Source organism: Streptomyces sp. NPDC050738 (assembly GCF_040654175.1).
GTDB lineage: Bacteria > Actinomycetota > Actinomycetes > Streptomycetales > Streptomycetaceae > Streptomyces.
Genome location: NZ_JBFAHN010000003.1, coordinates 489,813 through 516,543, shown reverse-complemented (window position 1 = coordinate 516,543; position 26,731 = coordinate 489,813). Strand labels below are relative to the sequence as shown.

The window sequence follows — 26,731 nt, the reverse complement described above, 5'->3', positions numbered from 1 at the left end:
ACCTGTACAGGGGGAGGGTCGATCTGCCCGTATGACAGAAATTACGAGATACGGGAGGCGCGGACCCCGTCAGGCGGCGGCGATCAGCACGATCAGCAGAACCGCCCCGGCCACAGCGGGCGCGATGATCTCGAAAGCCCACCGGACCGTCGGGGCGCCCTGCGCCTCGGGGCGTGCCGCATTCTGCTCGGCGAGCTCGCGCAGGTCCGCCATGGCCTGGTCGGCCTGGGCCCGGCCGGTCGTGGCGTCCAGGCCGCGGTTGTTGCGGGCCGCGGCCCGCGTCGCCGAGGTGCGCCCGAACGGGTCGTCGGCCGCGTCCCGCGCCTGGCGTGTCGCGGAGCGCTTGCGGCCGCGCAGCGAGACGGGGATCGCCCACATCTGGTACTTCGAGCCGCCCGCGAAGATCTCGCTGGAGAAGTTCGCCCGGACGTCATCGACGGAGGCCCAGGGCAGCGTGATCGTACGGAAGGGATTGCGGACCCTGACCCGGTCGTCATTGGCGTACACGGCGGGACGCAGCGTGAAGGCGACCACCAGCGGGATCACGCACAGCAGCCCGGCCAGCGCGAACCACGGGGCGTTCCCGTCGCCGCGCAGCAGCGCGTCGCCGCCGAGCCAGACGGCGAGGGCGAGCAGCAGGACGCCGCCCACGAGTGCGGCGGGGGACCGGAAGACGCGGTCGGCGTAGGTGGTCGGCGGCTCGGTGCTCATGCTTCTGATTCTGCCTGATGACTCCCCCCGGCCGGAGAGGCCGTCCGTCACGGCTCCATCACGGAGGCCCGGTCCACACCAGCGTCATGTACGCCCCGAGATACGCCGAGAACAGCGCCACCCCGCCCAGCACGAGCACCAGGGTCCGCGGCCGCGCACGCGCGATCGCGACGGCGAACGGCAGCAGCAGCGGGAAGGCGGGGAGCAGAAAGCGGGCCCGCGGGAAGTAGACCCCGCCGCTGCCGAGCACGACCAGCAGCAGCATCCCGGTGAAGACCAGCAGCGGCAGCGGCTGCCGGTCGCGTACGCAGCACACCAGCCAGAGCACCGCCGACAGAGCCAGACAGGCCGTCACCACCAGCAGGAAGGGCTGCGGGTGGCCCTGGTAGATCAGCTGGCGGCGCACCTCGCGCAGGGTGTCGGCGCCGCCGTCCCACTGGTTCTTCCACAGCTTCTGTACGGCGAAGTAGCCGTCCCAGCGCCCGACCCGCACACCCACCCAGGCGACGTATCCGAGCCAGCCCAGCGGGGCGATCAGCGCGCCGGCGACCATCCGCCGCGAGCGGTTGCCGCGGTACAGGGCGAGCAGCGCGGGCACCACGACGGCGGCCGCGACCGCGACGCCGGTCGGGCGGGTCAGCCCGGCCAGCGCGGCGAGCAGACCGGCCCAGACCCAGCGGCCGGTCAGGACGGCGTACAGCGACCAGGCGGCGAGCGCCGTGAACAGCGACTCGGTGTAGCCCATCCACTGGACGAGGGCGATGGGCGTCGCGCCCCACAGGACGGCGAGCACGGTGCCGGTCCTGCGCCCGTAGAGCCGCTCACCGACCGCGTAGATCCCGGCCGCGGCGACCAGCGAACAGACCATCGCGAGCAGCACCCCGACGGTGGCGCGCGAGCCGGGAGTCACCGCGGCGACGGCCTTGACGAGGACCGGGTAGAGCGGGAAGAAGGCGAGGTTGTTGTTGTCGAGGTGGTGGGCGTAGCCGTGGTCGGCGATGCCCAGGTACCAGGAGGAGTCCCAGGACGTGGCGAGCGCGGGCCACAGGCCGTGGTGCTTGAGATGCGACCAGTAGAAGAGCAGGACGAGGCCCGCGAGCCGTACGGAGGTGTACGCGATCAGCGCCGGTGCGGCGCGGCGCAGCAGACCGGCGCCTCTCGCCACTGCTCGGGAGGGAGCGGGGCGAGAGGCGGGGGCGGCGGGCAGTTCGGTTTCGGTCGCAGGGGACGCGATCGGGGGCACAGCGGCTGCTCCAGAGACTCGGAGTGGGTACCGGGTCACCATTTCTCGGATGATCCGCGCGGGGCGCGGGCCGCTGCACCACCTGCCGTACGGGAATCACTCGTACGGGCTGAAGTCCCCCTGAGCGGGGATCAGATCCCGGCTGCCGCCGCCAGATCGCTCTTGACGGCCGCGAGGAGCTCGGCGGCACGTGTGCGGGCGGCCGGCAGTGCGGCGGCGTCCGCGACCGGGACCACGACCTCCAGGTAGCACTTGAGCTTGGGCTCCGTGCCGCTGGGACGGACGATGACGCGGGCTCCGTCGAGGTGGTAGCGCAGGCCGTCGGTGGGCGGGAGCAGATCCGTGCCCCGGGTGAGGTCCTCGGCCGTGGTGACGGACAGGCCGCCGAGCGCGGTGGGCGGCTGCTCGCGCAGGCGGCGCATGGCGTCCGCGATGACGGTCAGGTCCTCGACGCGGACCGACAGCTGGTCGGTGGCGTGCAGGCCGTGGGCGAGGGCGAGGTCGTCGAGGAGGTCGAGGAGGGTGCGGCCCTCGGCCTTCAGCTCGGAGGCCAGCTCGGTGATGAGCAGGGCGGCGGTGATGCCGTCCTTGTCGCGTACGCCGTCGGGGTCCACGCAGTAGCCGAGGGCTTCTTCGTAGCCGTAGCGGATGTTCTCGACGCGGGCGATCCACTTGAAGCCGGTGAGGGTCTCCTCGTAGCCGAGGCCCGCGGCTTCGGCGATCCGGCCGAGGAGCGAGGAGGAGACGATCGACTCGGCGAAGGTGCCGGTGACGCCGCGGCGCACCAGCTGGGCGGCGAGCAGGGCGCCGACCTCGTCGCCGCGGAGCATGCGCCAGTCGTTTTCGTACGGGACGGCTACCGCGCACCGGTCCGCGTCCGGGTCGTTGGCGACGATGATGTCGGGCTGCGCGCGGCGGGCCGTCGCGAAGGCGAGGTCCATCGCGCCGGGCTCTTCCGGGTTGGGGAAGGCGACGGTCGGGAACGCCGGGTCGGGCTCGGCCTGCTCGGCGACGAGGACGGGCTCGGGGAAGCCCGCGCGGGCGAAGGCGGCGAGGAGGGTCTCCTTGCCGACGCCGTGCATGGCCGTGTAGACGATGCGGGCGGTACGGGGGGAGCCGGGGGACAGGACCGCGTCCGTACGGGCGAGGTAGGCCTCCAGGACGTCCTCCCCGAGGGTCTCCCAGCCGGTCTCGGGGCGCGGTACGTCGGCGAGACGCGCGACGGCGTCGATCTCGGCGGCGATCTCCGCGTCGGCGGGCGGCACGATCTGGGAGCCGTCGCCGAGGTAGACCTTGTAGCCGTTGTCGCGGGGCGGGTTGTGGCTGGCGGTGACCTCGACGCCGGCGACCGCGCCCAACTGCCGTATGGCGAAGGCCAGTACGGGGGTGGGGAGCGGGCGGGGGAGTACTGCCGCGCGCAGGCCCGCGCCGGTCATGACGGCGGCGGTGTCGCGGGCGAAGTCCGCGGACTTGTAGCGGGCGTCGTAGCCGACGACGACGAGGCCGCCGTCCTGGCCGTTCGCCTTCAGGTACGCGGCGAGGCCGGCGGCTGCGCGGATGACGACGGCGCGGTTCATGCGCATGGGGCCGGCGCCGAGCTCGCCGCGGAGGCCGGCGGTGCCGAACTGCAGCGTGCCGCTGAAGCGCTCCGCGAGCGCCTCGGTGTCCCCGGCGTCGATGAGCTTCGCGAGCTCGTCGCGGGTGTCGGGGTCGGGGTCCTCGGCCAGCCAGGCGCTGGCGCGGGCGATCAGGTCCTGCGTCGTCACGGTGTCGTCTGCCTCTCGCGTTGGTGCGGGTGCGGGTGCGGGTCGTCCGGGGCGGGGGTTGCCTGCGGCGCTGGTCCCCTACCCGCCCCTTCCCGAAACTGGGGCTCCGCCCCAGACCCCCTGGCGGGGGTGGGGTGGGGCGGGGGCGAGTACCCCGGGCCCCCGCTTGCGGGGGCTTCGGCCCCTGCGCCCCCCTGCGCGGCCTTCGGCCGCGTGTCCTCAATCGCCGGACGGGCTGATTTTTGCTGAACTCGGCTCGCATGTGCCTGCACAAGCAAGCCCACTTCAGGCAACTTCAAGCCCCTTCGGCGATTGAGGAGCGGGGGTCCGGGGGCGGAGCCCCCGAAAAAGCGGGGGTGCGCCTAGATCCGGTCCAGGACCCTCGTCAGCAGCTCGCCCATCCGCACCGCCGAGTCGCGCCCCGCCTGCAGGACCTCCTCGTGGTTCAGCGGCTCGCCCGACAGGCCCGCCGCCAGGTTCGTCACCAGCGAGATGCCGAGCACCTCCGCACCCGCCTCGCGCGCGGCGATCGCCTCGAGCACCGTCGACATGCCGACCAGGTCGGCGCCGAGGATGCCCGCCATGCGGACCTCCGCAGGGGTCTCGTAGTGCGGGCCGGGGAACTGGGCGTACACGCCCTCTTCCAGCGAGGGGTCGATCTCCTGGCACATCGCGCGCAGCCGCGGCGAGTACAGGTCCGTGAGGTCCACGAAGTTCGCCCCGATGATCGGGGAGGTGGCCGTGAGGTTGATGTGGTCGCTGATCAGCACCGGCTGACCGGGGCGCATGCCTGGGCGCAGACCGCCGCAGCCGTTCGTCAGCACGATCGTCTTGCAGCCGGCGGCCACCGCCGTACGGACGCCGTGCGAGACCGCGGCGACGCCCCGGCCCTCGTAGAAGTGCGTACGCCCGAGGAAGACCAGGATCCGCTTCTCGCCGATCTTGTACGAGCGGATCTTGCCGCCGTGGCCCTCGACGGCCGGCGGCGGGAACCCGGGCACCTCGGTGACGGGGAACTCGGCTTCGGGTGTGCCGAGTGCGTCGACTGCGGGCGCCCAGCCCGAGCCCATCACCAGGGCGACGTCGTGCGACTCTGCGCCGGTGAGCTCGCGCAGACGGGCGGCCGCGGCGTCGGCGGCGGCGTGGGGGTCCGGGATAACTGATGCGTTCACGCAGATGAGGGTAACCGGTCAAGGCCTACGCGCGTAGATGACGGTCCTCACGTACCTGAGGCGATCTCCTTGGGGGATCACCCAAAAGGGGTGCTTCAGCGCTTCAGCAGGGGCGCTTCCTGAGCTCCATCACGTAGTCGTGCGGGGCCCCGGCCGACTCGGCGGCATCCGCCAGCTCGCCCAGGTAGCGCGCGGACGGCAGACCGCCCTCGTACCCGTTGAGTACGTACATCCAGGCGGGCTCCTCGCCCTCCAGGGTGTCGACGCGGATCCGCATCCGCCGGTAGATGTCGAGGCCGACACCCTCCCAGCGGTCCATGGAGTCCTCGTCCATCGGGGCGATGTCGTACAGCGCGACGAAGAGCTGTGAGCGCGGCGCCTCCACGACCGTGCAGAGTGCGCCCTCCCAGCCCATCTGCTCCCCGCCGAAGGTCAGCCGCCAGCCGTTCAGCCAGCCTGTCCCGCGCAGGGGGGAGTGCGGGGCGCGGCGGGACATGAGCCGCGCGTCGAGGTTGCCGGCGTACGCGGCGTAGAGCGACATGGTGTCGAGGGTACGACAGAGGTGTTGTGCCGCCCCGGGGAAGAAGCATCTTGAAGCGTGCGGGACAATGGAGTACGTACTGCATCTCCCGGGGGTCACCCCCGGACCCCCGGCCGGGCGGGCAGGCGCGCCGGGGTTGGCGACGCGAGGGACTTTTAGTGACCCGGATCGTGATCATTGGCGGCGGACCCGGCGGGTACGAGGCGGCCCTGGTGGGTGCGCAGCTCGGCGCGGAGGTGACCGTCGTGGACTGCGACGGTCTGGGCGGCGCTTCGGTGCTGACCGACTGCGTACCGTCGAAGACCCTCATCGCGACGGCCGAGGTGATGACGACCTTCGACTCTTCGTACGAGGAGTTGGGCATCCTCGTCGCCGACGACACTCCTCCGGAGGAGCAGTCGGCCCGCGTCGTCGGGGTCGACCTGGGCAAGGTCAACCGCCGTGTGAAGCGTCTCGCGCTCGCCCAGTCCCACGACATCACCGCCTCCGTCACCCGGGCGGGTGCACGCGTGATGCGCGGCCGCGGCCGCCTGGCCGGGCAGCAGGCCATGGACGGCTCCCGCAAGGTGATCGTCACGGCCGCCGACGGCACCGAGGAGACGCTGACCGCCGACGCCGTACTGCTCGCGACCGGCGCCCACCCGCGCGAGATCCCCGACGCGCTGCCCGACGGCGAGCGCATCCTGAACTGGACGCAGGTCTACGACCTCGACGAGCTCCCCGAGGAGCTCATCGTGGTCGGCTCCGGTGTCACGGGCGCCGAGTTCGCCGGTGCGTACCAGGCGCTGGGCTCGCGCGTCACCCTCGTCTCCTCCCGCGACCGTGTGCTCCCGGGCGAGGACCCGGACGCCGCCGCCGTCCTGGAGGACGTCTTCCGCCGCCGCGGCATGAACGTCATGGCCCGCTCGCGCGCCGAGTCCGCCAAGCGCGTCGGCGACCGTGTCGAGGTCACCCTGGCCGACGGCCGGGTCATCACCGGTACGCACTGCCTGATGGCCGTCGGTGCCATCCCCAACAGCGCCGGGATGGGACTGGAGGAGGCCGGGGTCAAGGTGAAGGAGTCGGGCCACATCTGGACCGACAAGGTCTCCCGTACCTCGGCACCCGGTGTGTACGCGGCCGGCGACGTCACCGGCATCTTCGCGCTGGCCTCGGTCGCCGCCATGCAGGGCCGTATCGCGATGTACCACTTCCTGGGCGACGCGGTGCAGCCGCTCAACCTCAAGACGGTCTCCTCCAACGTCTTCACCGACCCGGAGATCGCGACCGTCGGCTACTCCCAGGCCGACGTGGACTCGGGCAAGATCGACGCCCGAGTGGTCAAACTCCCGCTCCTGCGAAACCCGCGCGCCAAGATGCAGGGCATCCGCGACGGCTTCGTCAAGATCTTCTGCCGCCCGGGCACGGGCATCGTGGTCGGCGGCTGTGTCGTCGCGCCTCGCGCGAGTGAACTGATCCACCCGATTTCGATCGCGGTCGACAACAACTTGACGGTGGAACAGATCGCAAACGCCTTCACCGTGTACCCGTCCCTGTCGGGCTCGATCGCAGAGGTGGCACGGCAGTTGCACACCCGGAAGATGTCGGGCGAGGGGTAAGCGGCTCGACGGGGGCCTGAACCCGGCGCGTGGCAAGGGCGCGTGGCACTGGCCGCCACGCGCCGTATACCACCCGGCAACCCAATCTGGGCACAACTTCTGTTATTCGGCGCAAACTGCTGAAAAGAATCGGCCGGTCAGGTTACTGTCAGTTTCGTGTTCGCTGCAGAACGTCGCCAATTGATCCTCGAAATGGTGCGTGCCAACGGGGCCGTGTCGCTCCGTGAGCTCGCCCGCGTCGTCCAGACCTCCGAAGTAACCGTACGGCGGGACGTGCGGGCGCTGGAGGCAGAAGGACTCCTGGACCGCCGCCACGGCGGAGCGGTCCTACCCGGCGGATTCACCCGTGAATCCGGCTTTCCACAGAAGTCACACCTCGCGTCGGCGGAGAAGACGGCCATCGCCGACCTCGCCGCATCGCTCGTCGAAGAGGGCGAAGCCATCGTGGTCGGCGCGGGGACGACCACGCAGGAGCTGGCCCGCCGGCTCGCGCGGGTCCCAGGGCTGACCGTCGTCACCAACTCACTGCTCGTCGCCCAGGCGTTGGCGCATGCCAACCGGGTCGAGGTGGTGATGACCGGCGGGACGCTGCGCGGCTCCAATTACGCCCTGGTGGGCAGCGGTGCCGAACAGTCCCTCCAGGGGCTGCGCGTCTCCCGCGCCTTCCTCTCCGGGAGCGGACTGACCGCCGAACGCGGCCTCTCCACCTCCAACATGCTCTCGGCGAGCGTGGACCGAGCCCTGGTCCAGGCGGCGGCGGAAGTCGTCGTCCTGGCCGACCACACCAAGCTCGGTACGGACACCATGTTCCAGACGGTGCCCACGGACGTCATCACACGTCTGGTCACGGACGAGCCGCCCGCCCACGACGACCGTGCCGCAACGGAGTTGCAGGCACTGGCCGACCAGGGCGTGCAGATCACGGTGGCAGGCCAGGGCGCGTCCGCCTCGGGCCCCGGCAACGACCAGTCCCCGGCGGGGCGCCAGCCCCGCCGGGACATGCCACTCCCGGGCCAGCGCCGCACGGCCCCGGGCGGCCCTTCGCCGCTACGCAACGCGACGGCCTCGCTGGCGGAACAGCAGGCGGGGGAGCGGGCGAGGGTGGCCGAGATGAGGCGTCGCTAGGCGCTGAGCCGGGGCGGGTTGGCGCTTGTCGCTGCAGCGCGGGTTCGTTGTGGCTGGTCGCGCAGCGGAAAGCCGCTGAATACGAAGGGCCCCGCCGGACGTACCGACGGGGCCCTCGCGTACGTACTGAGTGAATCAGTCCTTGATCTCGCAGATCAGCGCGCCGGACGTCAGCGACGCGCCGACCTCCGCCGCCAACCCCTTGATCGTGCCGGACCGGTGCGCATTGAGAGGCTGTTCCATCTTCATGGCCTCCAGGACCACGATGAGGTCGCCCTCCTTGACCTCCTGGCCCTCCTCGACCGCGACCTTGACGATCGTGCCCTGCATCGGAGATGCCAGGGTGTCGCCGGAGGCGGCCGAGCCGGCCTTCTTCGCGGCCCGCCGCTTGGGCTTGGCGCCCGCGGCAAGTCCCGTACGGGCCAGGGTCATTCCGAGCGAGGACGGCAGCGAGACCTCGAGCCGCTTGCCGCCCACCTCGACGACGATCGTCTCGCGGCCGGACTCGTCCTCGTCCGCGTCGTCGCCACCGGGGGCGAACGGCGGGATCTCATTGACGAACTCGGTCTCGATCCACCGGGTGTGGATCCGGAACGGGTCGGAGGTGAACGCCGGGTCCACAACCACCGCACGGTGGAAGGGAATCGCCGTCGCCATGCCCTCGACCTCGAACTCCGCCAGCGCACGCGCCGCGCGCTGCAGCGCCTGCTCGCGCGTGGCGCCGGTGACGATCAGCTTGGCGAGGAGCGAGTCCCAGGCCGGGCCGATGACCGAGCCGGACTCGACTCCCGCGTCCAGGCGGACACCGGGTCCGGTGGGAGGCGCGAAGCTCGTGACCGTACCGGGAGCGGGAAGGAAACCGCGGCCCGGGTCTTCACCGTTGATACGGAACTCGAACGAGTGCCCGCGCACGGCGGGGTCCCCGTAACCGAGCTCCTCGCCGTCGGCGATACGGAACATCTCGCGGACCAGGTCGAGGCCGGAGACCTCCTCGGTGACCGGGTGCTCCACCTGCAGACGGGTGTTGACCTCCAGGAAGGAGATCGTGCCGTCGAGACCGACGAGGAATTCCACCGTGCCGGCGCCGACGTAGCCCGCCTCCTTGAGGATGGCCTTCGACGCCGCGTACAGCTCGGCGTTCTGCGCCTCGCTCAGGAACGGCGCGGGCGCCTCCTCCACCAGCTTCTGGTGGCGGCGCTGCAGCGAGCAGTCACGCGTCGAGACGACGACCACGTTGCCGTGGGTGTCGGCCAGGCACTGGGTCTCGACGTGCCGCGGCTTGTCCAGGTAGCGCTCGACGAAGCACTCGCCGCGGCCGAAGGCGGCGACGGCCTCGCGTACCGCCGAGTCGAACAGCTCGGGGATCTCCTCCAGCGTGCGGGCGACCTTGAGGCCACGACCGCCACCGCCGAAGGCCGCCTTGATGGCGACCGGGAGACCGTGCTCCTCGGCGAAGGCCACGACCTCGGCGGAACCCTCGACGGGGTCCGGCGTACCGGCGACCAGCGGGGCGCCCGCGCGCTGCGCGATGTGACGGGCGGCCACCTTGTCGCCCAGGTCACGGATGGCGTGGGGCGGCGGGCCGATCCAGGTCAGACCCGCGTCCAGTACGGCCTGGGCGAACTCGGCGTTCTCCGACAGGAATCCGTATCCGGGGTGGATGGCGTCCGCGCCCGAATCCTTCGCGGCCTGCAGCACCTTGGCCATGTCCAGGTAGCTGGTGGCCGGGGTGTCACCGCCCAGGGCGAACGCCTCGTCGGCGGCGCGGACATGCAGAGCGTCCCGGTCCGGATCGGCGTAGACGGCTACGGATCCGATACCGGCGTCCCGACAGGCCCGGGCAACGCGGACAGCGATTTCGCCACGGTTGGCGATGAGCACCTTGCGCACGATGGCTCCCTCCAAGAAACAAGCTGAGTTTAGGGACTGCCGACACGGCCGGACGACCCATCCCCAAGGGTGAGCTTGCCCACACACAGTGTGATTCGAGGCCCACTCGAGTCGCGAAATCCCTTGTCGCACCACGGTACGGGGGCTTCCTGCTGCCCACAGTAACCCCGCTGTGTGGCCTAGGTCTCTGTCAGCTGGGCCAGCGGCAGCGGACGTTTCTTTGTCGAGTCCCTACGAATGGCCGAATGATTCTTTGCTGTCGTCAGAACCCTTGTCCGTACGGATACCCATGAGTAGCCTGCGCGATGTCGGATGTACTGGCGGTAACGGACCGAGAGCAGGGGCCATGGCACGGAAACCAGTGGCATGGGTGGGCGCGATACTCCTCTTCCTGGAGGCGATCGGCATCGCCTTCGTGAACTGGGTGCTCGCCAAGGTGGCCGACAACCAGCACATGTCCCTCGCGGGCATAGACCCCAAGGCGATATCCACCGGCGCAATGGTCATGGGCGGCCTCACCGGCATCTATCTGATCGTCTGCGGAGTGGTCCTCCTGAGGACGGCCCTGCGCGACCGCAGCCCCGGCACCCCCGGCCGGATCCTCCTCATCACCTGCGCGGTGGTCCACGGGGTGCTCGGCGCCCTGACGGTGGGCCTGGTGGGCTGGCAGGCATTCGTCTTCATGATGCTCGTGCTCGGCACGATCGTTTTCAGCCTTGTGATGTACGAGCGCGAGAACGGCGCCCCCGCCGCCCCGCAGGACCAGGCGCCGCCCGCGCCGCCCGCGCCGCCCGCCCCCGCCGCGAACGGCGGCCCGAGCCCCGCCTAGCTCCGTCCCCCGCCTAGCTCCGGTAGACGATGGTGCAGAGCACCGCCGAGCCGTCGCGGATCTTCCATATCCAGTACCGCGTCTGATCGCCGCTGGAGCGTGCGCAGGTGCTCGATGTGATCGCACCCGAGTGCTTGTAGACCCCGGTGATGTGCATGATCTGGTTGTAGGCGACGGGGACCTTCTTGTCCGTGCAGTTCACCGCGGTCATCGAGCCCAGTGAGATCTTGCTGCCGGACTGCTTGCCGAGGACGCAGTAGTTCTTGTGGTAGATCCGCAGGAGGCAGAGCACGGTGTTCTCGCCGGTGGACGCCGACTGGTAGGCCCAGTAGGACCTGTCCGTCCCGGTCTGGCAACTGCTGCTGGACGAGGTGACCTTGCTGACCCAGACCAGTGCCTTGCCGCTGTCGCAGTCGGACACGGCGGCCGGGGGCGACTGTGAACTCCACTCGACGGTGCTGCCGCCGTACCCGGTGTCCCACACCGGCAGGCAGTCGCCCTGCTTCACCGCCTTGAAGGCGTCGGAGGTGGGGTCGGGGGTCGGGCTGGCGGAGTAACTGCTGCCCCCGCTGCTGGAGTCGGTGCCGCTTCCGGTGCCGCTGTCGCTGCTGCCGGTGGCGCTGTCCGTGGCTCCGCCGTAGGTGGCGGTGGGGGAGACGCTGGACGAACCCGACTTCGCGTCGTCGACCTTGGACGTGAACCAGCCGTCGATCAGCGCGAAGGCGAGCACGGCGATGAGCGCGAGGGCGACGGTGGAGGCGAGCCCGACGATGAGGATGACCTTGGCCGGGTTACGGGGTGGCGCCCCCTGCGGGCCACCGGGCGGAAAGGGCTGCCCGAACGGCGGCTGGCCGAACGGGGGCTGCCCGAACGGCGTTTGCCCGAACGGCGGTTGCCCGAAGGCCGGCGGTCCCTGCGGCGGAGGCGGCGGCTGCGGTTGTCCGTACGGCATGGGTGGAGGCCCCTGCGGCGGCTGCCCCTGCGGCGGCGGTCCGAACTGGTCGGGCGGTGGCGGCGGGCCGAAGGAGTTGCTCATGCTGTGGTGTCCCCCGAGACGGTGATACGAGCGCTGATTGGCGTGTACAGGCTATCCGTAGCTATGCCCACAGGTCCGTGATCGAGATGCCGAGATCGGCGAGCAGCCGCCGCAGCAGCGGCAGGGACAGACCGATGACATTGCCGTGGTCCCCGTCGATGGAATCGATGAAGGGCGCCGACCGCCCGTCGAGGGTGAACGCCCCCGCCACGTACAGCGGTTCACCGCTCGCGACGTACGCGGCGATCTCGGCGTCCGTCGGCTCGCCGAAGCGGACGGTGGTGGAGGCGGTGGCCGAAGCGCGGCGCCCGGTGGCGGTGTCGATGACGCAGTGCCCGGTCTGCAGGACGCCGGACCGCCCGCGCATGGACTTCCAGCGGGCCGTGGCCTCCTCGGCGTCGGCGGGCTTGCCGAGCGCCTCGTCGTCCAGTTCGAGGACGGAGTCGCAGCCGATGACGAGAGCACCGGCGGCTTCGGGCCGCGCGGCGACGACGTCGGCCTTTGCCTCGGCGAGTACGAGAGCGAGTTCGCCCGGTGTGGGGGCGCTGATGGCGTCCTCGTCGACGCCGCTGACGATCACTTCGGGGGCGAGCCCGGCCTGCCGCAGAAGGCCGAGGCGGGCGGGGGACTGGGAGGCGAGAACGAGGCGCTGGGTCATGAGGGGAAGGTTAGCCAGGGGCCGCCGTGGCCACCGAATCACCGGTCGCCCCACGGTCCGCCTACGGTCGCCCCACGGCCCGCCTACGGTCGCCCCGGAGACCGTCCGAGGTCAGCCGAGCCCCAGGATCAGCATCGCCAGCACCATCGCCAGCGCAAGCACCAGCGCCGCTCTCCGCAGCATCGCCTGTGCGTCGCGGAGCTCCTTGGGGGGATCGTTCTTCGGGTCTGACCAGAGCATGCAACCGATACTGCTGCGGGCACGGCAGAGGCGCCTGAGTACGCGTACTCAAGCGCCTCTGGTCAATCAGGAGGGCCAGTAGGTACGGGCCCATGCCCGCGGCCCCGGCTGTTGCAGCCGGTGCCTGGCTATCCGGCCCGGATCGGACCATTCCTCGGGCGGGAGAGGCGCACCGGACGACGCGGACGCCGAAGCCGTCGCCGCGGCGCGCGCCTGGACCACCGCCAGTGCGGCGGCCAGCTCCTCGGGGGTGGGATTTCCCCGTACGACTCTGATCACGGTGAACTCCTTACGTCCTTACAGGGGGATGTTGCCGTGCTTCTTCGGGGGCAGTGACTCCCGCTTCGTACGCAACTGCCGCAGCCCGCGCACCACATGGCGCCGCGTCTCCGACGGCATGATCACCGCGTCCACGTACCCGCGCTCGGCCGCGACATACGGGTTGAGCAGCGTGTCCTCGTACTCGGAGATCAGCTCGGCCCGCGTCGCCTCCGCGTCGTCCGCCGCCGCGATCGTCCTGCGGTGCAGGATGTTCACCGCGCCCTGCGCGCCCATGACCGCGATCTGGGCGGTCGGCCAGGCGAGGTTGAGGTCGGCGCCCAGGTGCTTGGAGCCCATGACGTCGTACGCGCCGCCGAAGGCCTTCCGCGTGATCACGGTGATCAGCGGGACGGTCGCCTCCGCGTACGCGTAGATCAGCTTCGCGCCCCGGCGGATGATCCCGCCGTACTCCTGGTCGACGCCCGGCAGGAAGCCGGGGACGTCCACGAAGGTCAGCACCGGCACGTTGAAGGCGTCGCAGGTCCGCACGAAGCGCGCGGCCTTCTCGCTCGCGTTGATGTCCAGGCAGCCCGCGAACTGCATCGGCTGGTTGGCGACGATCCCGACCGGGAAGCCCTCCACCCGCCCGAAGCCGGTGATGATGTTCGGCGCGAACATCGCCTGGGTCTCCAGGAATTCACCGTCGTCCAGGACGTGCTCGATGGCGGTGTGCATGTCGTACGGCTGGTTCGCCGAGTCCGGGATGAGGGTGTCGAGCTCGCGGTCCTCGTCCGAGGTCTCCAGGTCCGCCTCCTCCGGGAAGGCGGGCGGCTCGCTGAGATTGTTCGAAGGGAGGTAGGAGAGGAGCGACTTGACGTACTCGATCGCGTCCTTCTCGTCGCCCGCCATGTGATGGGCCACACCCGACGTGGTGTTGTGCGTACGGGCGCCGCCGAGCTCCTCGAAGCCGACGTCCTCGCCGGTGACCGTCTTGATGACATCGGGCCCGGTGATGAACATGTGCGAGGTCTGGTCGACCATCACCGTGAAGTCGGTGATCGCGGGTGAGTAGACCGCGCCGCCCGCGCACGGGCCGACGATGAGCGAGATCTGCGGGATCACGCCCGAAGCGTGCACGTTCCTGCGGAAGATCTCCGCGAACAGGCCGAGCGCGACCACACCCTCCTGGATGCGGGCGCCACCACCGTCGTTGATGCCGATGACGGGGCAGCCGGTCTTCATCGCGAAGTCCATGACCTTGACGATCTTCTCGCCGTAGACCTCGCCGAGCGAGCCGCCGAAAATCGTGAAGTCCTGGGAGTACACGCAGACGGGACGCCCGTCGACGGTTCCGTAGCCGGTGACGACCCCGTCGCCGTACGGACGGTTCTTCTCGATGCCGAAGTTGGTGGAGCGGTGCCGGGCGAACTCGTCCAGTTCGACGAACGACCCCTCGTCGAGCAGCAGGTCCACCCGCTCGCGTGCCGTCAACTTGCCCTTGGCGTGCTGCTTTTCGACAGCGCGCGCGGAGCCGGCGTGGGTCGCCTCGTCGACGCGGCGCTGAAGATCCGCGAGCTTCCCCGCGGTGGTGTGGCTGTTGTGGATGTCTTCGGCCACTTGCTCTTCCGACTCAGGCATCGGGTTACGGCTCCCTGGCTGCTCATGTGTGGCGTTGGCTACTCACGCGTAGCGTAACGGCGCAGGTACAGGTCGGCAGTGCGTCGTTTGCCACACCTACTGTGGCTTGCATGAGTGAGAACCGTTGGTCCAATCTCGACCGTCCGCCCCTCAACACCACCGCCCTGCGCCATGCCCTGCTGCGCCCGGGCTCGCTCTGGTCCTCCGTCGACGTCGTGGAGTCCACGGGCTCGACCAACACCGATCTCGTCGCCCGCGCGGCCGCGAAGGAAGCCGGTTCGGAAGAGGGCGCGATCCTGGTCGCCGAGGAGCAGTCCGCCGCCCGCGGCCGCCTCGACCGCCGCTGGTCGGCGCCCGCCCGCTCGGGCCTCTTCTTCTCCGTACTCCTCAAGCCGGGCGCGCACGCGATCCCCGTCGAGCGCTGGGGCTGGCTCCCGCTGCTCACCGGGGTCGCCGTGGCCACCGGGCTCTCCCGTTCGGCCGGTGTGGACACGGCGCTGAAGTGGCCGAACGACCTCCTGGTCACCGTCGAAGGTGAGGAGCGCAAGGCGGGCGGCATCCTCGCCGAGCGCGCGGGCGAGGACGGTGTGGTCATCGGCATCGGCCTCAACATCACGCTCCGCAAGGACGAGCTCCCCGTCCCCACCGCGGGCTCCCTCGCCCTGGCGGGCGCCGTCTCCACCGACCGCGACCCGCTGCTGCGGGCCGTGCTCCGCTCCCTGGAGCAGTGGTACGGGGACTGGCGCGCGGCGGACGGCGACCCGCAGGCGAGCGGACTGCACGACGCGTACGCCGCGGGCTGCTCGACTCTCGGCCGTACGGTACGAGCCGAGCTCCCCGGAGACCGCACCCTCACCGGGGAAGCGGTGGCGGTCGACGGCGACGGACGGCTCGTCCTGGCGACCGGCGAAGGCGTCCAGCATCCGGTCGGAGCGGGCGACATTGTCCACTTGCGGCCCATCTAGGGGGCGCCCGGCGGATCATGCCGCGGTCGCGCCGGTCTGGCACGCACATCTGCCGCGTTGTCGTCAGTTGTCAACGCTCCGCGTTGCCGCCCTCCTCCGCCTTGCAGCTGCACGCACCAGACCACCGCTCACCAGCAGTGAAGGGTTCGACGCCGAGCAAGGGCGACCTGATCCGCCGGACACCCCCTATCCCCTTCCCTTCACATCGGCACGTGAGCTACGGCACACCTGTCGTATGGTTGAGGCGATCCACGGAGATCAACGGCGATCGGCAGGGCAGTGGCAGGGCAGTACGCAGGGAATGGGCAGGAGGCGGCAGGTGACCGTCGACGACAGCTCGTCTGAGTCCGGCAGCTCCGATCGCTCCGGTACGCAGGCGTCATCGCCGTACCCCACCCCCCATCACGAGGTCGACCACACGGCCGAGCCGACCGACGACCCCCTTGCGATCCGCCTCGAACAGCTGATCCTCGGCGCGGAACGCCGCTACACCCCCTTCCAGGCCGCGCGCACCGCCGGCGTCTCCATGGAGCTCGCCTCCCGCTTCTGGCGCGCGATGGGGTTCGCCGACATCGGCCAGGCGAAGGCCCTCACCGAGGCGGATGTCCTCGCGCTGCGCCGCCTCGCCGGTCTCGTCGAGGCGGGCCTGCTGAGCGAGCCGATGGCGGTCCAGGTGGCGCGCTCCACCGGGCAGACCACCGCCCGCCTGGCGGAGTGGCAGATCGACTCCTTCCTGGAGGGCCTGACGGAGCCGCCCGAGCCCGGGATGACCCGCACCGAGGTCACGTACCCCCTGGTCGAGCTGCTCCTGCCCGAGCTGGAGGAGTTCCTCCGCTATGTGTGGCGGCGCCAGCTCGCGGCCGCGACGGGCCGTGTCGTCCAGGCCGCCGACGACGAGGAGATGGTCGACCGCCGCCTCGCGGTCGGCTTCGCCGACCTGGTCGGTTTCACCCGCCTCACCCGCCGCCTGGAGGAGGAGGAGCTCGGCGAGCTGGTCGAGTCCTTCGAGACGACCTGCGCGGACCTGGTGGCGGCCCACGGCGGCCGTCTCATCAAGACCCTCGGCGACGAGATCCTGTACGCGGCCGACGACGCGGGCACAGCGGCGGAGATCGCGATGCGCCTCATCGAGACGCTGTCGAACGACGAGACGATGCCCGCCCTGCGCGTCGGCATCGCCTTCGGGACGGTCACCACACGCATGGGCGACGTCTTCGGTACGACGGTGAATCTGGCGAGCCGTCTCACGTCGATAGCGCCGAAGGACACGGTGCTGGTGGACGGCGCGCTCGCCGAGGAGCTGAGCCGGACCGGGGACGCCCCGGTCTCCGAGGCGGAGGCGGCGGCCGAGGCCGAGCGGGCGGAGAAGACGGGCGACGAGCCTCCTTCGTACCGCTTCGCACTCCAGCCGATGTGGCAGCGGCCGGTGCGCGGACTCGGCGTGGTGGAGCCATGGTTGCTCACGCGCCGCACGTCCTGACATCGTGCGCGGATGACTGATGAGCGCTTTGGCGAATGCGTAGCTGTACGGCGGCACGGTTTCGTGGCCGAGCTGGTCCTGGACCGGCCCAAGGCGATGAACGCCGTCTCCACGGAGATGGCCCGCTCGCTGGCGGCGGCCTGCGATGCCCTCGGCGCCGACCCCGAAGCCAGGGTCACGGTCCTCACCTCCACCCACGACCGGGCGTTCTGCGTCGGCGCGGACCTCAAGGAGCGCAACTCCTTCTCGGACGCGGACCTGGTACGCCAACGCCCCACGGCCCGCGCCGCCTACACCGGCGTCCTCGACCTGCCGATGCCGACGATCGCGGCGGTCCACGGCTTCGCGCTCGGCGGCGGCTTCGAGCTGGCGCTGGCCTGCGACGTGATCGTCGGGGACGCCACGGCGGTGGTGGGCCTCCCCGAGGTGTCGGTCGGAGTGATCCCGGGCGGCGGCGGTACGCAGCTGCTGCCGCGCAGGGTCGGGGCGGCCCGCGCGGCCGAACTGGTCTTCACGGCACGGCGGGTGGAGGCGGAGGAGGCCCGTGAGCTGGGCCTGATCGACGTCCTCGCGGCGGACGCGCGCTCCGAGGCCCTCGACCTCGCGGCCCGTATCGCGGCCAACTCCCCGGTCGGCCTGCGGGCCGCCAAGCGGGCACTGCGCCTCGGCCAGGGGCTCGACCTCAGGGCGGGCCTGGAGGTCGAGGACGCGGCCTGGCGCTCGGTCGCCTTCTCCGGCGACCGTGCGGAGGGCGTCGCGGCCTTCAACGAGAAGCGGAAGCCGAACTGGCCGGGTGAGTGACCACTCTCCGTAATCGATAACTGCCCAATTCGCCTCATATCGCCCTAAACTAAGACGATGGGTGACGACGACGACCGGCTGCGGGCCGTGGTTTCGCTGGCGCAGGCGATGGCTGCCGCGCAGAACCCGCGCGAGACCTGGCGGGCGGCGGCGCTGGGTGCGGGCAGTGCGCTGGCGGGGAGCTTCTCGGCGCTGTCGGTCTGGGAGCGCGAACTCGGCCGCCTCAAGGTCCTCGTGAACGTGGGTGAACTGGCGGACGGGGAGGACGAGTTCCCCGAGGACGAGACATACCCCGTCCATCAGTTCCCCGAGATCACCGAATTCCTGCACGAGAAGTGGGCGGGCGGCGGCCAGCCGAACGCCTGGGTGGAGACGGCGGCAGGCCCTTCCGAGCCCACGGCGGGCTACTGCCACCAGCGCGTGGCCGCCCTGCGCCGCCGGGGCAGGAGCTGCTGCGTGGTGGCCCCGATCGTGCTCCGGGGCAGGGCATGGGGCGAGCTGTACGTGGCCCGCCCGGCGGGGGCGCCGGTCTTCGACCCGGCGGACGCGGACTTCGCGACGGTGCTCGCCTCGGTCGTGGCGGCCGGGATCGCCCAGACGGAACGCCTCGAAGAAGTCCGCAAACTGGCCTTCACCGACCCCCTCACCGGCCTCGCGAACCGCCGCGCGGTGGACATACGCCTGGACGAGGCGATCGAGGAGCACCGCGCGACGGGCGCGACGGTGAGCCTGGTGGTCTGCGACCTCAACGGCCTGAAGAAGGTCAACGACACCCTGGGGCACGCGACGGGCGACCGCCTGCTGGAACGCTTCGGCTCGGTGTTGTCGTTGTGCGGCGCCATGCTGCCGGGCGCCCTGGCCGCCCGCCTGGGCGGCGACGAGTTCTGCCTGCTCTCGGTGGGCCCCACGGCGGACGAGGTGATCCACGCCTCCACCGAACTGTGCATCCGCGCGGCCGAGTTGGACCTGGGCGAGGGTGTGGCCTGCGGGGTGGCGTCGACAGGCGACCCCATCGGCCCCCTGCGCTCGGCCCGCCGCCTGTTCCGCCTGGCGGACGCGGCGCAGTACAGCGCGAAGGCGACCCGCTCCCCGAAGCCGGTGGTCGCGGGCCGCGACGGGGCGGTGATCCGCCTCGCGGACACGCCCCAGTCCCGCACGGACCGGCGGCGGTTCCGCGGGACGCGGCCGTAGGGCGGAACCCCCCTGGTGGCCGGGCGCCTCCATGCGCTAGCTTGAACGCGTTCAACTTGAACGCGTTCGATTTCATTGGGGGATGGGATGACGGGGCCTCGGGGGATGGTGCGCCGGCAGTGCGGTGCTGCTGCGGCGGCGGTGGTGGCGGCGATGTCCGTACTGGGCGTCGGAATCTTCACCGTCCCCGATTATGTGTTCGGGATCTGGCTGGTCACCGCCGGCGTGGTCGCCCTGCCGCTCGTGCTGTGCGCGGCGCCGAAGGCGTTCGCCCGGGCCTGTCTGCTCACCGGGACGACCCTGGTCGTCTGGGGGGTGCTGGGTCTGCTGCTCGGTCTGTGCTTCTTCCTTCCGGCGGCCCTGTTGCTGCTTGTCGCCGCCTTCGCCGACTCCGACAACTGGCCGGGCTGGCAGTGGGTCGTGTGCGCACCCGCCTTCGCGGTGACACTGACGGCTCTGCTCGCCGTGTAAGGGGCCAACCCGGTGGCCGGTGGTGACATCTTCGGTTTCAGTCCGTACGCTCCTGAATATGGATATGCACACCGTCGTGTTGGGGACGTCCGGGACCACCGCCGCCGACGTCATCGCCGTCGCCCGCGGGAACGCTCGGATCGAGCTCTCCGGGGACGCGCTCACCGCCCTTGCCGCCGCCCGTGCGGTCGTGGACGCGCTGGCCGCCAAGCCTGAGCCGGTCTACGGCGTCTCGACCGGCTTCGGGGCGCTCGCCTCCCGGCACATCAGCCCTGAGCTGCGTGCGCAGCTGCAGCGCAACATCGTGCGGTCGCACGCCGCCGGCATGGGGCCGCGGGTGGAGCGCGAGGTCGTACGCGCGCTGATGTTCCTGCGGCTCAAGACCGTCTGCTCCGGGCACACCGGGGTGCGGCCCGAGGTCGCGCAGACCATGGCCGACGTGCTCAACGCGGGCATCACGCCCGTCGTGCACGAGTTCGGGTCGCTCGGGTGTTCCGGGGACCTCGCGCCGCTGTCGCACTGCGCGCTGACCTTGATGGGCGAGGGCGACGCCGAGGGCCCCGACGGGGTCGTCAAGCCTGCCGGAGAGCTTCTCGCCGCCGCGGGGATCGCACCCGTCGAGCTGCGCGAGAAGGAGGGGCTCGCGCTCCTCAACGGGACCGACGGCATGCTCGGCATGCTGGTCATGGCCCTCGACGACCTGGAGATGCTCTACAAGAGCGCCGACGTCACCGCCGCGCTTAGCCTGGAAGCGCTCCTGGGGACCGACAAGGTGCTCGCCCCCGAGCTGCATGCGATCCGTCCGCACCCGGGGCAGGGTGCCGCCGCCGCCAACATGCTCAAGGTCCTCGAAGGGTCCGAGCTCACCGGGCACCACCAGGACGACGCGCCCCGCGTGCAGGACGCGTACTCGGTGCGCTGTGCTCCGCAGGTCGCGGGCGCGGGGCGCGACACCCTCGCGTACGCGCGTGTGGTCGCCGAGAGGGAGCTCGCCTCCGCCGTCGACAACCCTGTCGTGCTGGCCGACGGGCGCGTCGAGTCCAACGGGAACTTCCACGGGGCGCCCGTCGCGTACGTGCTGGACTTTCTTGCCATCGCCGCCGCCGACCTGGGGTCGATCGCCGAGCGCCGTACCGACCGGCTTCTCGACAAGAACCGCTCGCACGGGCTGCCGGCCTTCCTCGCCGACGACGCCGGTGTCGACTCGGGGCTGATGATCGCGCAGTACACGCAGGCCGCTCTGGTGAGCGAGATGAAGCGGCTGGCCGTGCCCGCTTCGGTGGACTCCATCCCGTCGTCCGCGATGCAGGAGGACCACGTGTCGATGGGGTGGTCCGCCGCGCGCAAGCTGCGGACCTCCGTGGCGAACCTCGCCCGCATCGTCGCCGTCGAGCTCTACGCCTCCACGCGTGCGATCGAGCTGCGCGAGGGGCTCGCCCCCGCGCCCGCCTCGGCCGCCGTCATCGAGGCCGTGCGGAAGGCGGGGGTCGAGGGGCCCGGGCCCGACCGGTTCCTGGCGCCGGATCTTGCCGCCGCGGACGAGTTCGTACGGGGTGGAGGCGTGGTCACGGCCGTCGAGACCGTGACCGGGCCGCTCGCCTAGGACTTGCCCCGGGCGTTACTTGGCAGCAGTGGAATCCGCAGCGGGTTGCGGCTGTGCGACCTGGTGGTCCACCGTCGCGACCCGCTGCTGCGGTTCCTGCGTCGCGTTCGCCGACGGTACGAACCACAGGGCGCAGAGCAGCGTGCCCGCGGCGGTGGCGGTCAGCAGCGGGCGGCGTACGGAAGCGGACACGTGCACGAATCGATCTCCCTTGCGACATACACGAATTGGCCCCCTGGGCGCTGATGCTAGTGACACAGGGGCCGTCGAGGAAAGCCCTGACCACCCCCTTGTCCGCCAGATGAATCAGGTGAGGAGGATGGGGTACGCGGCGTGGTGTTCCCCACAGGTACGGCATATGCGGAACCGACTCGGCCGTATGGGTGTTATTACGGAGTAAGTCAGGGGTTTCGGCAACGATGGAGAAGCGTGTGATGACGGACAGCAAGCGACGCAAGGCTCTGATAGCCGCGTCAGCGGTGCTCGGCGGCGTTGTGGTGCTGTCGGCCTGCAGTGGCGGCGACGACAAGGGCAGCGACTCGAGCAGTTCGAAATCGTCCCAGGCGCAGGCGGACAAGGCAGCCGCCGAAGACGCCTCGACCGCCAAGATCACCATCGCCCCGAAGACCGGGACGCAGAACGCGGGGATCAACAGTGACGCCAAGGTCACCGTCAGCGAGGGCAAGCTGACGCAGGTGGCGATGACCACCGCCGCCGGAGCCGCCGTCAAGGGCACGATCTCCGCCGACGGCGCCAGCTGGAAGCCGGACGCCCAGCTCGCCCGCTCGACGACGTACAAGATCGACGCGACCGCCCAGGACTCGAAGGGCCGCCAGGCCCACGAGAACTCCTCCTTCACGACGGTCTCGCCGGCCAACAGCTTCATCGGGAACTTCACCCCCGAGGACGGTTCCACCGTCGGCGTGGGCATGCCGGTGTCGATCAACTTCAACAAGGCGATCACCGACAAGAAGGCCGTCCAGTCCGGGATCACGGTGACGTCGAGTGCGGGCCAGGAGGTCGTGGGGCACTGGTTCTCCGGAACCCGGCTCGACTTTCGTCCCGACCAGTACTGGAAGGAAGGCTCGACGGTCACCATGAAGCTGGCCCTGGACGGCGTCGAGGGCGCCAACGGGGTCACCGGTGTGCAGGACAAGACCGTCACCTTCAAGATCGGCCGCAACCAGGTCTCCGTGGTCGACGCCAAGACGCACACCATGAAGGTCACCCAGGACGGCAAGGTCATCAAGACCATCCCGATCTCGGCGGGCTCCCCGGAGCACACCACGTACAACGGCCAGATGGTGATCTCGGAGAAGTTCAAGCAGACCCGTATGAACGGTGCGACGGTCGGCTTCACGGACTCCGACGGCAAGGGCGAGTACGACATCAAGGACGTCCCGCACGCCATGCGGCTGTCCAACTCGGGCACCTTCATCCACGGCAACTACTGGGGTGCCAAGTCGATCTTCGGTTCGACCAACACCAGCCACGGCTGCGTCGGCCTTTCCGACACCAAGGGCGCCAACGACCCGAACACCACGGCCGCGTGGCTCTACAACCACTCGATGGTCGGTGACGTCGTCATCGTCAAGAACTCCAACGACAAGACCATCCAGCCCGACAACGGCCTCAACGGCTGGAACCTGAGCTGGTCGGCGTGGAAGGCCGCTTCGGCCGTCTGACCGCCCGCACCACACTGAACGCACAGGCGGCCGCTGTTCCCTGTAACACCAGGGCACAGCGGCCGCCTGTGCGTTCTCATGCGTCTCTCACACAGGCCTTATCCCACCATCACCATGGCGCTCTAATTTCGCGCCATGTTCTTCACCTACCTCCGGCGCGAGCTGCGCCGCCGCAGAAAGGCGGCGCTCGTCGTCGCCTCGGGGCTCGCCCTCGGCATCGCGCTGGTCATCGTCGTCTCCTCCGTCTCCTCGGGCATGAGCACGGCGCAGGACAAGGTCCTGCAGTCCCTGTACGGACTCGGTACGGACATGACCGTCACCAAGGCCGCACCGGCCACCGGGACGGGCTCCAACGCGCGTCCGAAGTTCAACTTCGACGCCAGGAAGAACGACGACTCCTCGTCGCAGTCCAGCGACCGCGTCATGGTCCAGGGCTTCCAGACCCTGGCCTCCACCACCGTCGACCAGGTCGGAAAGCAGACCGGGGTCTCCGACGCCGTCGGCGGCCTCTCGCTGACCGTCCTGAAGGTCGACGGGCAGTTCAAGCGCGGCGAGTTCAAGCAGGACCCGAGCACCGGCAACGGCGGCGGCAACCGCAGGCAGGGCGGCGGCACCGGCGCCCCGCAGGGCGAAGTCCAGGGCGGTGGCGCCTCGTTCGACGTCAACTCCTTCACCGTGTACGGCACCGACGTCGCCCACCAGGGTCTCGGCCCGCTGACCTCCTCCAAGCTCACCACGGGTCGCACCTTCACGAGCGCCGAGAGCAACGGCAAGGTCGCCGTCGTCGACGCCTCGTACGCCAAGGAGAAGAAGCTGGCGCTCAAGTCGACCGTCACCATCTCCGGTACGAAGTTCACGGTCGTCGGCATCGCGACCCCCGACAGCGGTGACGCGGCGGCCAACGTCTACATCCCGCTGACGCAGGCCCAGACCCTGGCCGACTCGAAGAACAAGGTCACCACGGTCTATGTGAAGGCCACCGACTCGCAGCAGATCAGCAGCGTCAAGTCGACCATCCAGAAGAACATCTCGGGTACGACGGTCACCACCTCCGCCGACCTGGCGAAGTCGGTCTCGGGCTCGCTGTCCACCGCGTCGAACCTCGCGACGAACGTCGGCAAGTGGCTGTCGATCGCCGTCCTCGTCGCCGCCTTCCTGGTGGCCGGACTGCTCACCTCGTCCGCGGTCAGCCGCCGGGTGCGGGAGTTCGGCACGCTGAAGGCGCTGGGCTGGAAGAGCGGCCGGGTCACCCGGCAGGTCATCGGAGAGGCCCTGGTCAACGGCCTGTTGGGCGGGGTGCTCGGTATCGCGCTCGGCCTGGCGGGTGCGTACACCGTGACCGCGATCAGCCCGACGCTCTCCGCCTCGCTCGGCTCCACGGGCGGCGGCGCGGGTGGGGGCGGCGGTGGCTTCGGCGGCGGCGGCTTCGGCGGTCCTGCCCGGCAGACCGCGTCCAAGGCCGTGGACATCGCGCTGACCGCGCCCGTCTCGGTCTCCACCATCGGTCTCGCGGTCGCCCTCGCTGTCGCGGGCGGGCTCATCGCGGGCGGTTTCGGCGGCTGGCGCGCATCGCGGCTGCGGCCCGCGGACGCACTGCGCCGCGTCGAGTAGTCCCGGCTCGGGTCATGAACTTCCGTCCGTACAGCAGGAGTTGAGAGCTATCCCATGTATGAGCTCAGCGGCGTCATCAAGCGCTACACCAAAGGCAAGAAGACCGTGGACGCCCTGGCCGGCGTCGACCTGACGATCGAGGACGGCGGCCGGCTCGTCATCCAGGGCCCCACCGGCGGCGGCAAGTCCACGCTGCTGCAGATGCTCGGCGGGCTCGACCGGCCGACCGCGGGCAGCGTCGTCATGGACGGCGTCGACCTGGCCAGGCTCGGCGAGGCCAAGCTGACGAAGGTACGGAGCGAGAACATCGGCTTCGTCTTCCAGTCCTTCAACCTCATCCCCACCCTCACCGCCCAGGAGAACGTCGAGACGGCCCTCGTCCCGCTCGGCATCAAGGCGAAGGCGCGGCGGGCGCAGGCCCTGGAGGCGCTGGAGTCGGTGGGGCTCGGCGAGCGCGCCGGGCACCTGCCCTCCGAACTGTCCGGCGGCCAGCAGCAGCGTGTCGCGATCGCCCGCGCGCTGGTGAAGAAGCCGAAGGTGCTCCTTGCGGACGAGCCCACCGGCAACCTCGACGAGGGGATGCGCGACGAGATCATGGACGTACTGGAAGGGCTGTGGAAGGAGCACGCCCTGACGTTCATCATGGTCACGCACGACACGGCGCTGGCGAAGCGGGCACCGCGGCTGGCCACGATTCGCAAGGGGCGGGTCACGGTGACGGAGAACGCGGCGGCGGCATAGCCGGGAGGCGGGCGGGGGCGGGTGTGACGCTGACAGCGAAGACTTGGCCGCGGTGGGCGCGATCCGCATACGTTGGGGCCATTACCGTCCCGCGTAAGGGAGTTGACCCTCATGGCCGCTGACACGCCCGTCCCCACCCTCTACGAATGGGCCGGCGGAGCCGAAGCGCTCTCCCGGCTCACCGAGGCCTTCTACGTCCACGTGCGCAAGGACGAACTCCTCGCCCCGCTCTTCGCCGGGATGTCCTCCGACCACCCCGCCCATGTCGCGCTCTGGCTCGGCGAGGTGTTCGGCGGGCCCGCCGACTACACCACCGGGCACGGTGGTTACTCCGCCATGCTCGCCCACCACCTGGGCAAGGCCATCACCGAACCGCAGCGCCGCCGCTGGGCGTATCTCCTCATGGATGCGGCCGACGAGGTGGGGCTGCCGGACGACCCCGAGTTCCGTTCCGCGTTCGCGGCGTACATCGAGTGGGGTACGAGGATCGCGCTGACCAACTCCCAGCCGGGCGCGAACCCGCCGCCCCGCGCCCCTGTACCGCACTGGGGCTGGGGCGTCGCCCCTCCGTACCAGGGCTAGTTCCGGTGATGCCGGGGCGTCGTCGCCGGCGCGTCCACGCCCCAGCTCGCCAGCAGCCGCAGGGACTCCGCCGACGCCGAACCCGGCTCCGCGTGATAGGTCACCAGCGACAGGTCGTGGTCGTCGGGGAACTTCAGCGTCTCGTAGCTCAGCGACAGCTCGCCCACCAGCGGATGGTGCAGCCGCTTCACGCCGTGACCCTTCTCCGTCACCGTGTGCGCCGCCCACAGCGTCCTGAACTCATCGCTCTTGACCGAGAGTTCACCCACCAGGGCGGAGAGCTGCGGATCGTCCGGCGAGCAGCCCGCGTACAGCCGCAGCACGCTCACGATCTCCGTCGCCTTGCACTCCCAGTCGACGTACAGCTCCCGCTGCGAGGGTTCGAGGAAGATCAGCCGGGCGATGTTCCGGTCCTCGGGCGCCAGCGCCGTGAAGTCGCCCAGCAGGGCGCGCGCCATCCTGTTCATGGCGAGGATGTCCAGGCGCCGCCCGAGCAGGTACGCCGGTACGCCCTCCATCGAGTCCATCAGGTACTGGACGTCGGCCCGGACCTTCTGCGGCCGCATCGCCGACTGCCGCTTCTTCTTCGTCTTCGGCTTGGCGAGGTGCGTGAGGTGCGCGTGCTCCGCGTCGGTCAGCCGCAGGGCGCGGGCGATCGCGTCCAGGACCTCGGCCGAGACATTGCGTCCGTTGCCCTGCTCCAGGCGCGTGTAGTACGCCACAGAGACCCCCGCCAGCTGCGCCAGCTCCTCGCGCCGCAGGCCGGGAACCCGCCGGGCCCGGCCGTGCTGCGCCAGCCCGACGTCCTCGGGCTGGAGGCGGCCCCGGCGGGAGCGGAGGAATTCACTGAGTTCGGCGCGCTGGTCCATGACATCCAGTATCAGTGGTCGTAC

General features: G+C 70.4%; 26 protein-coding genes. 13 read left to right on the top strand and 13 right to left on the bottom strand.

Annotated elements, in window-relative coordinates:
• Nucleotides 1–69: 69 nt before the first annotated feature.
• The 5 genes from AB0H78_RS10500 to AB0H78_RS10480 all read right to left on the bottom strand — a co-directional run bounded on the left by AB0H78_RS10500 (nucleotide 70) and on the right by AB0H78_RS10480 (nucleotide 5,433).
• Nucleotides 70–711 carry a PH domain-containing protein gene (locus AB0H78_RS10500; protein WP_363233872.1) on the bottom strand — a complete coding sequence of 214 codons (642 nt, stop codon included), beginning with the start codon at nucleotides 709–711 and terminating at the stop codon, nucleotides 70–72.
• Nucleotides 712–769: 58 nt separating this feature from the next.
• Complete coding sequence (locus tag AB0H78_RS10495) at nucleotides 770–1,876, bottom strand: glycosyltransferase family 39 protein (RefSeq protein WP_363233871.1); 1,107 nt, start codon at nucleotides 1,874–1,876, stop codon at nucleotides 770–772.
• Between the two features lie 209 nt (nucleotides 1,877–2,085).
• The gene (locus AB0H78_RS10490; RefSeq protein ID WP_363233870.1) at nucleotides 2,086–3,720 is read right to left on the bottom strand and encodes a phospho-sugar mutase; all 1,635 of its coding nucleotides are present in this window, start codon (nucleotides 3,718–3,720) and stop codon (nucleotides 2,086–2,088) included.
• Nucleotides 3,721–4,082: 362 nt separating this feature from the next.
• The gene (locus tag AB0H78_RS10485) at nucleotides 4,083–4,892 is read right to left on the bottom strand and encodes a purine-nucleoside phosphorylase (protein WP_363233869.1); all 810 of its coding nucleotides are present in this window, start codon (nucleotides 4,890–4,892) and stop codon (nucleotides 4,083–4,085) included.
• A 103-nt stretch (nucleotides 4,893–4,995) separates the two neighbouring features.
• A complete protein-coding gene (locus AB0H78_RS10480; protein ID WP_363233868.1) occupies nucleotides 4,996–5,433 on the bottom strand; it encodes a gamma-glutamylcyclotransferase in 438 nt (145 codons plus the stop codon).
• A gap of 158 nt (nucleotides 5,434–5,591) precedes the next feature.
• Between AB0H78_RS10480 and AB0H78_RS10475 the strand changes: the two genes are divergently transcribed.
• Together AB0H78_RS10475 and AB0H78_RS10470 are read left to right on the top strand one after the other, a co-directional pair.
• Entirely contained in the window at nucleotides 5,592–7,031 is a 1,440-nt protein-coding gene (locus tag AB0H78_RS10475; RefSeq protein WP_363233867.1) for an NAD(P)H-quinone dehydrogenase, read from the top strand.
• Nucleotides 7,032–7,187: 156 nt separating this feature from the next.
• Complete coding sequence (locus tag AB0H78_RS10470; RefSeq protein ID WP_363233866.1) at nucleotides 7,188–8,156, top strand: DeoR/GlpR family DNA-binding transcription regulator; 969 nt, start codon at nucleotides 7,188–7,190, stop codon at nucleotides 8,154–8,156.
• 135 nt (nucleotides 8,157–8,291) lie between these two features.
• Here the strand turns inward: AB0H78_RS10470 and AB0H78_RS10465 are convergent, their stop codons facing one another.
• A complete protein-coding gene (locus AB0H78_RS10465; protein ID WP_363233865.1) occupies nucleotides 8,292–10,046 on the bottom strand; it encodes a biotin carboxylase N-terminal domain-containing protein in 1,755 nt (584 codons plus the stop codon).
• A 346-nt stretch (nucleotides 10,047–10,392) separates the two neighbouring features.
• Between AB0H78_RS10465 and AB0H78_RS10460 the strand changes: the two genes are divergently transcribed.
• Nucleotides 10,393–10,875 carry a hypothetical protein gene (locus AB0H78_RS10460; RefSeq protein ID WP_363233864.1) on the top strand — a complete coding sequence of 161 codons (483 nt, stop codon included), beginning with the start codon at nucleotides 10,393–10,395 and terminating at the stop codon, nucleotides 10,873–10,875.
• 13 nt (nucleotides 10,876–10,888) lie between these two features.
• Here the strand turns inward: AB0H78_RS10460 and AB0H78_RS10455 are convergent, their stop codons facing one another.
• From AB0H78_RS10455 to AB0H78_RS10435, 5 genes are all read right to left on the bottom strand, one after another.
• Complete coding sequence (locus AB0H78_RS10455; protein WP_363233863.1) at nucleotides 10,889–11,911, bottom strand: hypothetical protein; 1,023 nt, start codon at nucleotides 11,909–11,911, stop codon at nucleotides 10,889–10,891.
• A gap of 61 nt (nucleotides 11,912–11,972) precedes the next feature.
• Nucleotides 11,973–12,569 carry a nucleoside triphosphate pyrophosphatase gene (locus AB0H78_RS10450; RefSeq protein ID WP_363233862.1) on the bottom strand — a complete coding sequence of 199 codons (597 nt, stop codon included), beginning with the start codon at nucleotides 12,567–12,569 and terminating at the stop codon, nucleotides 11,973–11,975.
• A gap of 111 nt (nucleotides 12,570–12,680) precedes the next feature.
• Nucleotides 12,681–12,809 (bottom strand): hypothetical protein, encoded by a 129-nt coding sequence (locus AB0H78_RS10445; RefSeq protein ID WP_363233861.1) that lies wholly within the window; start codon nucleotides 12,807–12,809, stop codon nucleotides 12,681–12,683.
• Between the two features lie 66 nt (nucleotides 12,810–12,875).
• Nucleotides 12,876–13,088 carry an acyl-CoA carboxylase epsilon subunit gene (locus AB0H78_RS10440; protein ID WP_363233860.1) on the bottom strand — a complete coding sequence of 71 codons (213 nt, stop codon included), beginning with the start codon at nucleotides 13,086–13,088 and terminating at the stop codon, nucleotides 12,876–12,878.
• Nucleotides 13,089–13,106: 18 nt separating this feature from the next.
• On the bottom strand, nucleotides 13,107–14,687 hold the full coding sequence (locus AB0H78_RS10435; protein ID WP_363234103.1) for an acyl-CoA carboxylase subunit beta: 1,581 nt from the start codon (nucleotides 14,685–14,687) through the stop codon (nucleotides 13,107–13,109).
• Between the two features lie 131 nt (nucleotides 14,688–14,818).
• Here AB0H78_RS10435 and AB0H78_RS10430 point away from each other — a divergent pair, with 131 nt between their 5' ends.
• From AB0H78_RS10430 to hutH, 6 genes are all read left to right on the top strand, one after another.
• Nucleotides 14,819–15,673 (top strand): biotin--[acetyl-CoA-carboxylase] ligase, encoded by an 855-nt coding sequence (locus AB0H78_RS10430; protein ID WP_363233859.1) that lies wholly within the window; start codon nucleotides 14,819–14,821, stop codon nucleotides 15,671–15,673.
• A gap of 319 nt (nucleotides 15,674–15,992) precedes the next feature.
• On the top strand, nucleotides 15,993–17,153 hold the full coding sequence (locus AB0H78_RS10425) for an adenylate/guanylate cyclase domain-containing protein (protein WP_363233858.1): 1,161 nt from the start codon (nucleotides 15,993–15,995) through the stop codon (nucleotides 17,151–17,153).
• A gap of 12 nt (nucleotides 17,154–17,165) precedes the next feature.
• Nucleotides 17,166–17,954, top strand: coding sequence for an enoyl-CoA hydratase-related protein (locus tag AB0H78_RS10420; RefSeq protein ID WP_363233857.1), 789 nt, complete (start codon nucleotides 17,166–17,168; stop codon nucleotides 17,952–17,954).
• A gap of 57 nt (nucleotides 17,955–18,011) precedes the next feature.
• Nucleotides 18,012–19,145 (top strand): diguanylate cyclase, encoded by a 1,134-nt coding sequence (locus AB0H78_RS10415; protein WP_363233856.1) that lies wholly within the window; start codon nucleotides 18,012–18,014, stop codon nucleotides 19,143–19,145.
• Nucleotides 19,146–19,250: 105 nt separating this feature from the next.
• Nucleotides 19,251–19,616: a hypothetical protein gene (locus tag AB0H78_RS10410; RefSeq protein ID WP_363233855.1), complete on the top strand. Its 366-nt coding sequence runs from the start codon at nucleotides 19,251–19,253 to the stop codon at nucleotides 19,614–19,616.
• A gap of 64 nt (nucleotides 19,617–19,680) precedes the next feature.
• Nucleotides 19,681–21,219, top strand: a complete 1,539-nt coding sequence (gene hutH, locus AB0H78_RS10405; protein WP_363234102.1) for a histidine ammonia-lyase — start codon at nucleotides 19,681–19,683, stop codon at nucleotides 21,217–21,219.
• A gap of 15 nt (nucleotides 21,220–21,234) precedes the next feature.
• On the opposite strand, the gene AB0H78_RS10400 is transcribed toward hutH, so the two are convergent.
• Complete coding sequence (locus tag AB0H78_RS10400) at nucleotides 21,235–21,417, bottom strand: hypothetical protein (protein WP_363234129.1); 183 nt, start codon at nucleotides 21,415–21,417, stop codon at nucleotides 21,235–21,237.
• 221 nt (nucleotides 21,418–21,638) lie between these two features.
• On the opposite strand from AB0H78_RS10400, the gene AB0H78_RS10395 reads away from it, so the two are divergent.
• From AB0H78_RS10395 to AB0H78_RS10380, 4 genes are all read left to right on the top strand, one after another.
• Entirely contained in the window at nucleotides 21,639–22,904 is a 1,266-nt protein-coding gene (locus tag AB0H78_RS10395; protein ID WP_363233854.1) for an Ig-like domain-containing protein, read from the top strand.
• A 135-nt stretch (nucleotides 22,905–23,039) separates the two neighbouring features.
• Complete coding sequence (locus AB0H78_RS10390; protein WP_363233853.1) at nucleotides 23,040–24,515, top strand: ABC transporter permease; 1,476 nt, start codon at nucleotides 23,040–23,042, stop codon at nucleotides 24,513–24,515.
• A 54-nt stretch (nucleotides 24,516–24,569) separates the two neighbouring features.
• On the top strand, nucleotides 24,570–25,256 hold the full coding sequence (locus tag AB0H78_RS10385) for an ABC transporter ATP-binding protein (RefSeq protein WP_363233852.1): 687 nt from the start codon (nucleotides 24,570–24,572) through the stop codon (nucleotides 25,254–25,256).
• 111 nt (nucleotides 25,257–25,367) lie between these two features.
• Complete coding sequence (locus AB0H78_RS10380) at nucleotides 25,368–25,838, top strand: group II truncated hemoglobin (protein WP_363233851.1); 471 nt, start codon at nucleotides 25,368–25,370, stop codon at nucleotides 25,836–25,838.
• Here AB0H78_RS10380 and AB0H78_RS10375 read toward each other — a convergent pair.
• On the bottom strand, nucleotides 25,835–26,707 hold the full coding sequence (locus AB0H78_RS10375; protein ID WP_363233850.1) for a helix-turn-helix transcriptional regulator: 873 nt from the start codon (nucleotides 26,705–26,707) through the stop codon (nucleotides 25,835–25,837). The two genes, AB0H78_RS10380 and AB0H78_RS10375, sit on opposite strands and share 4 nt — an antisense overlap.
• Between the last annotated feature and the right edge of the window lie 24 nt (nucleotides 26,708–26,731).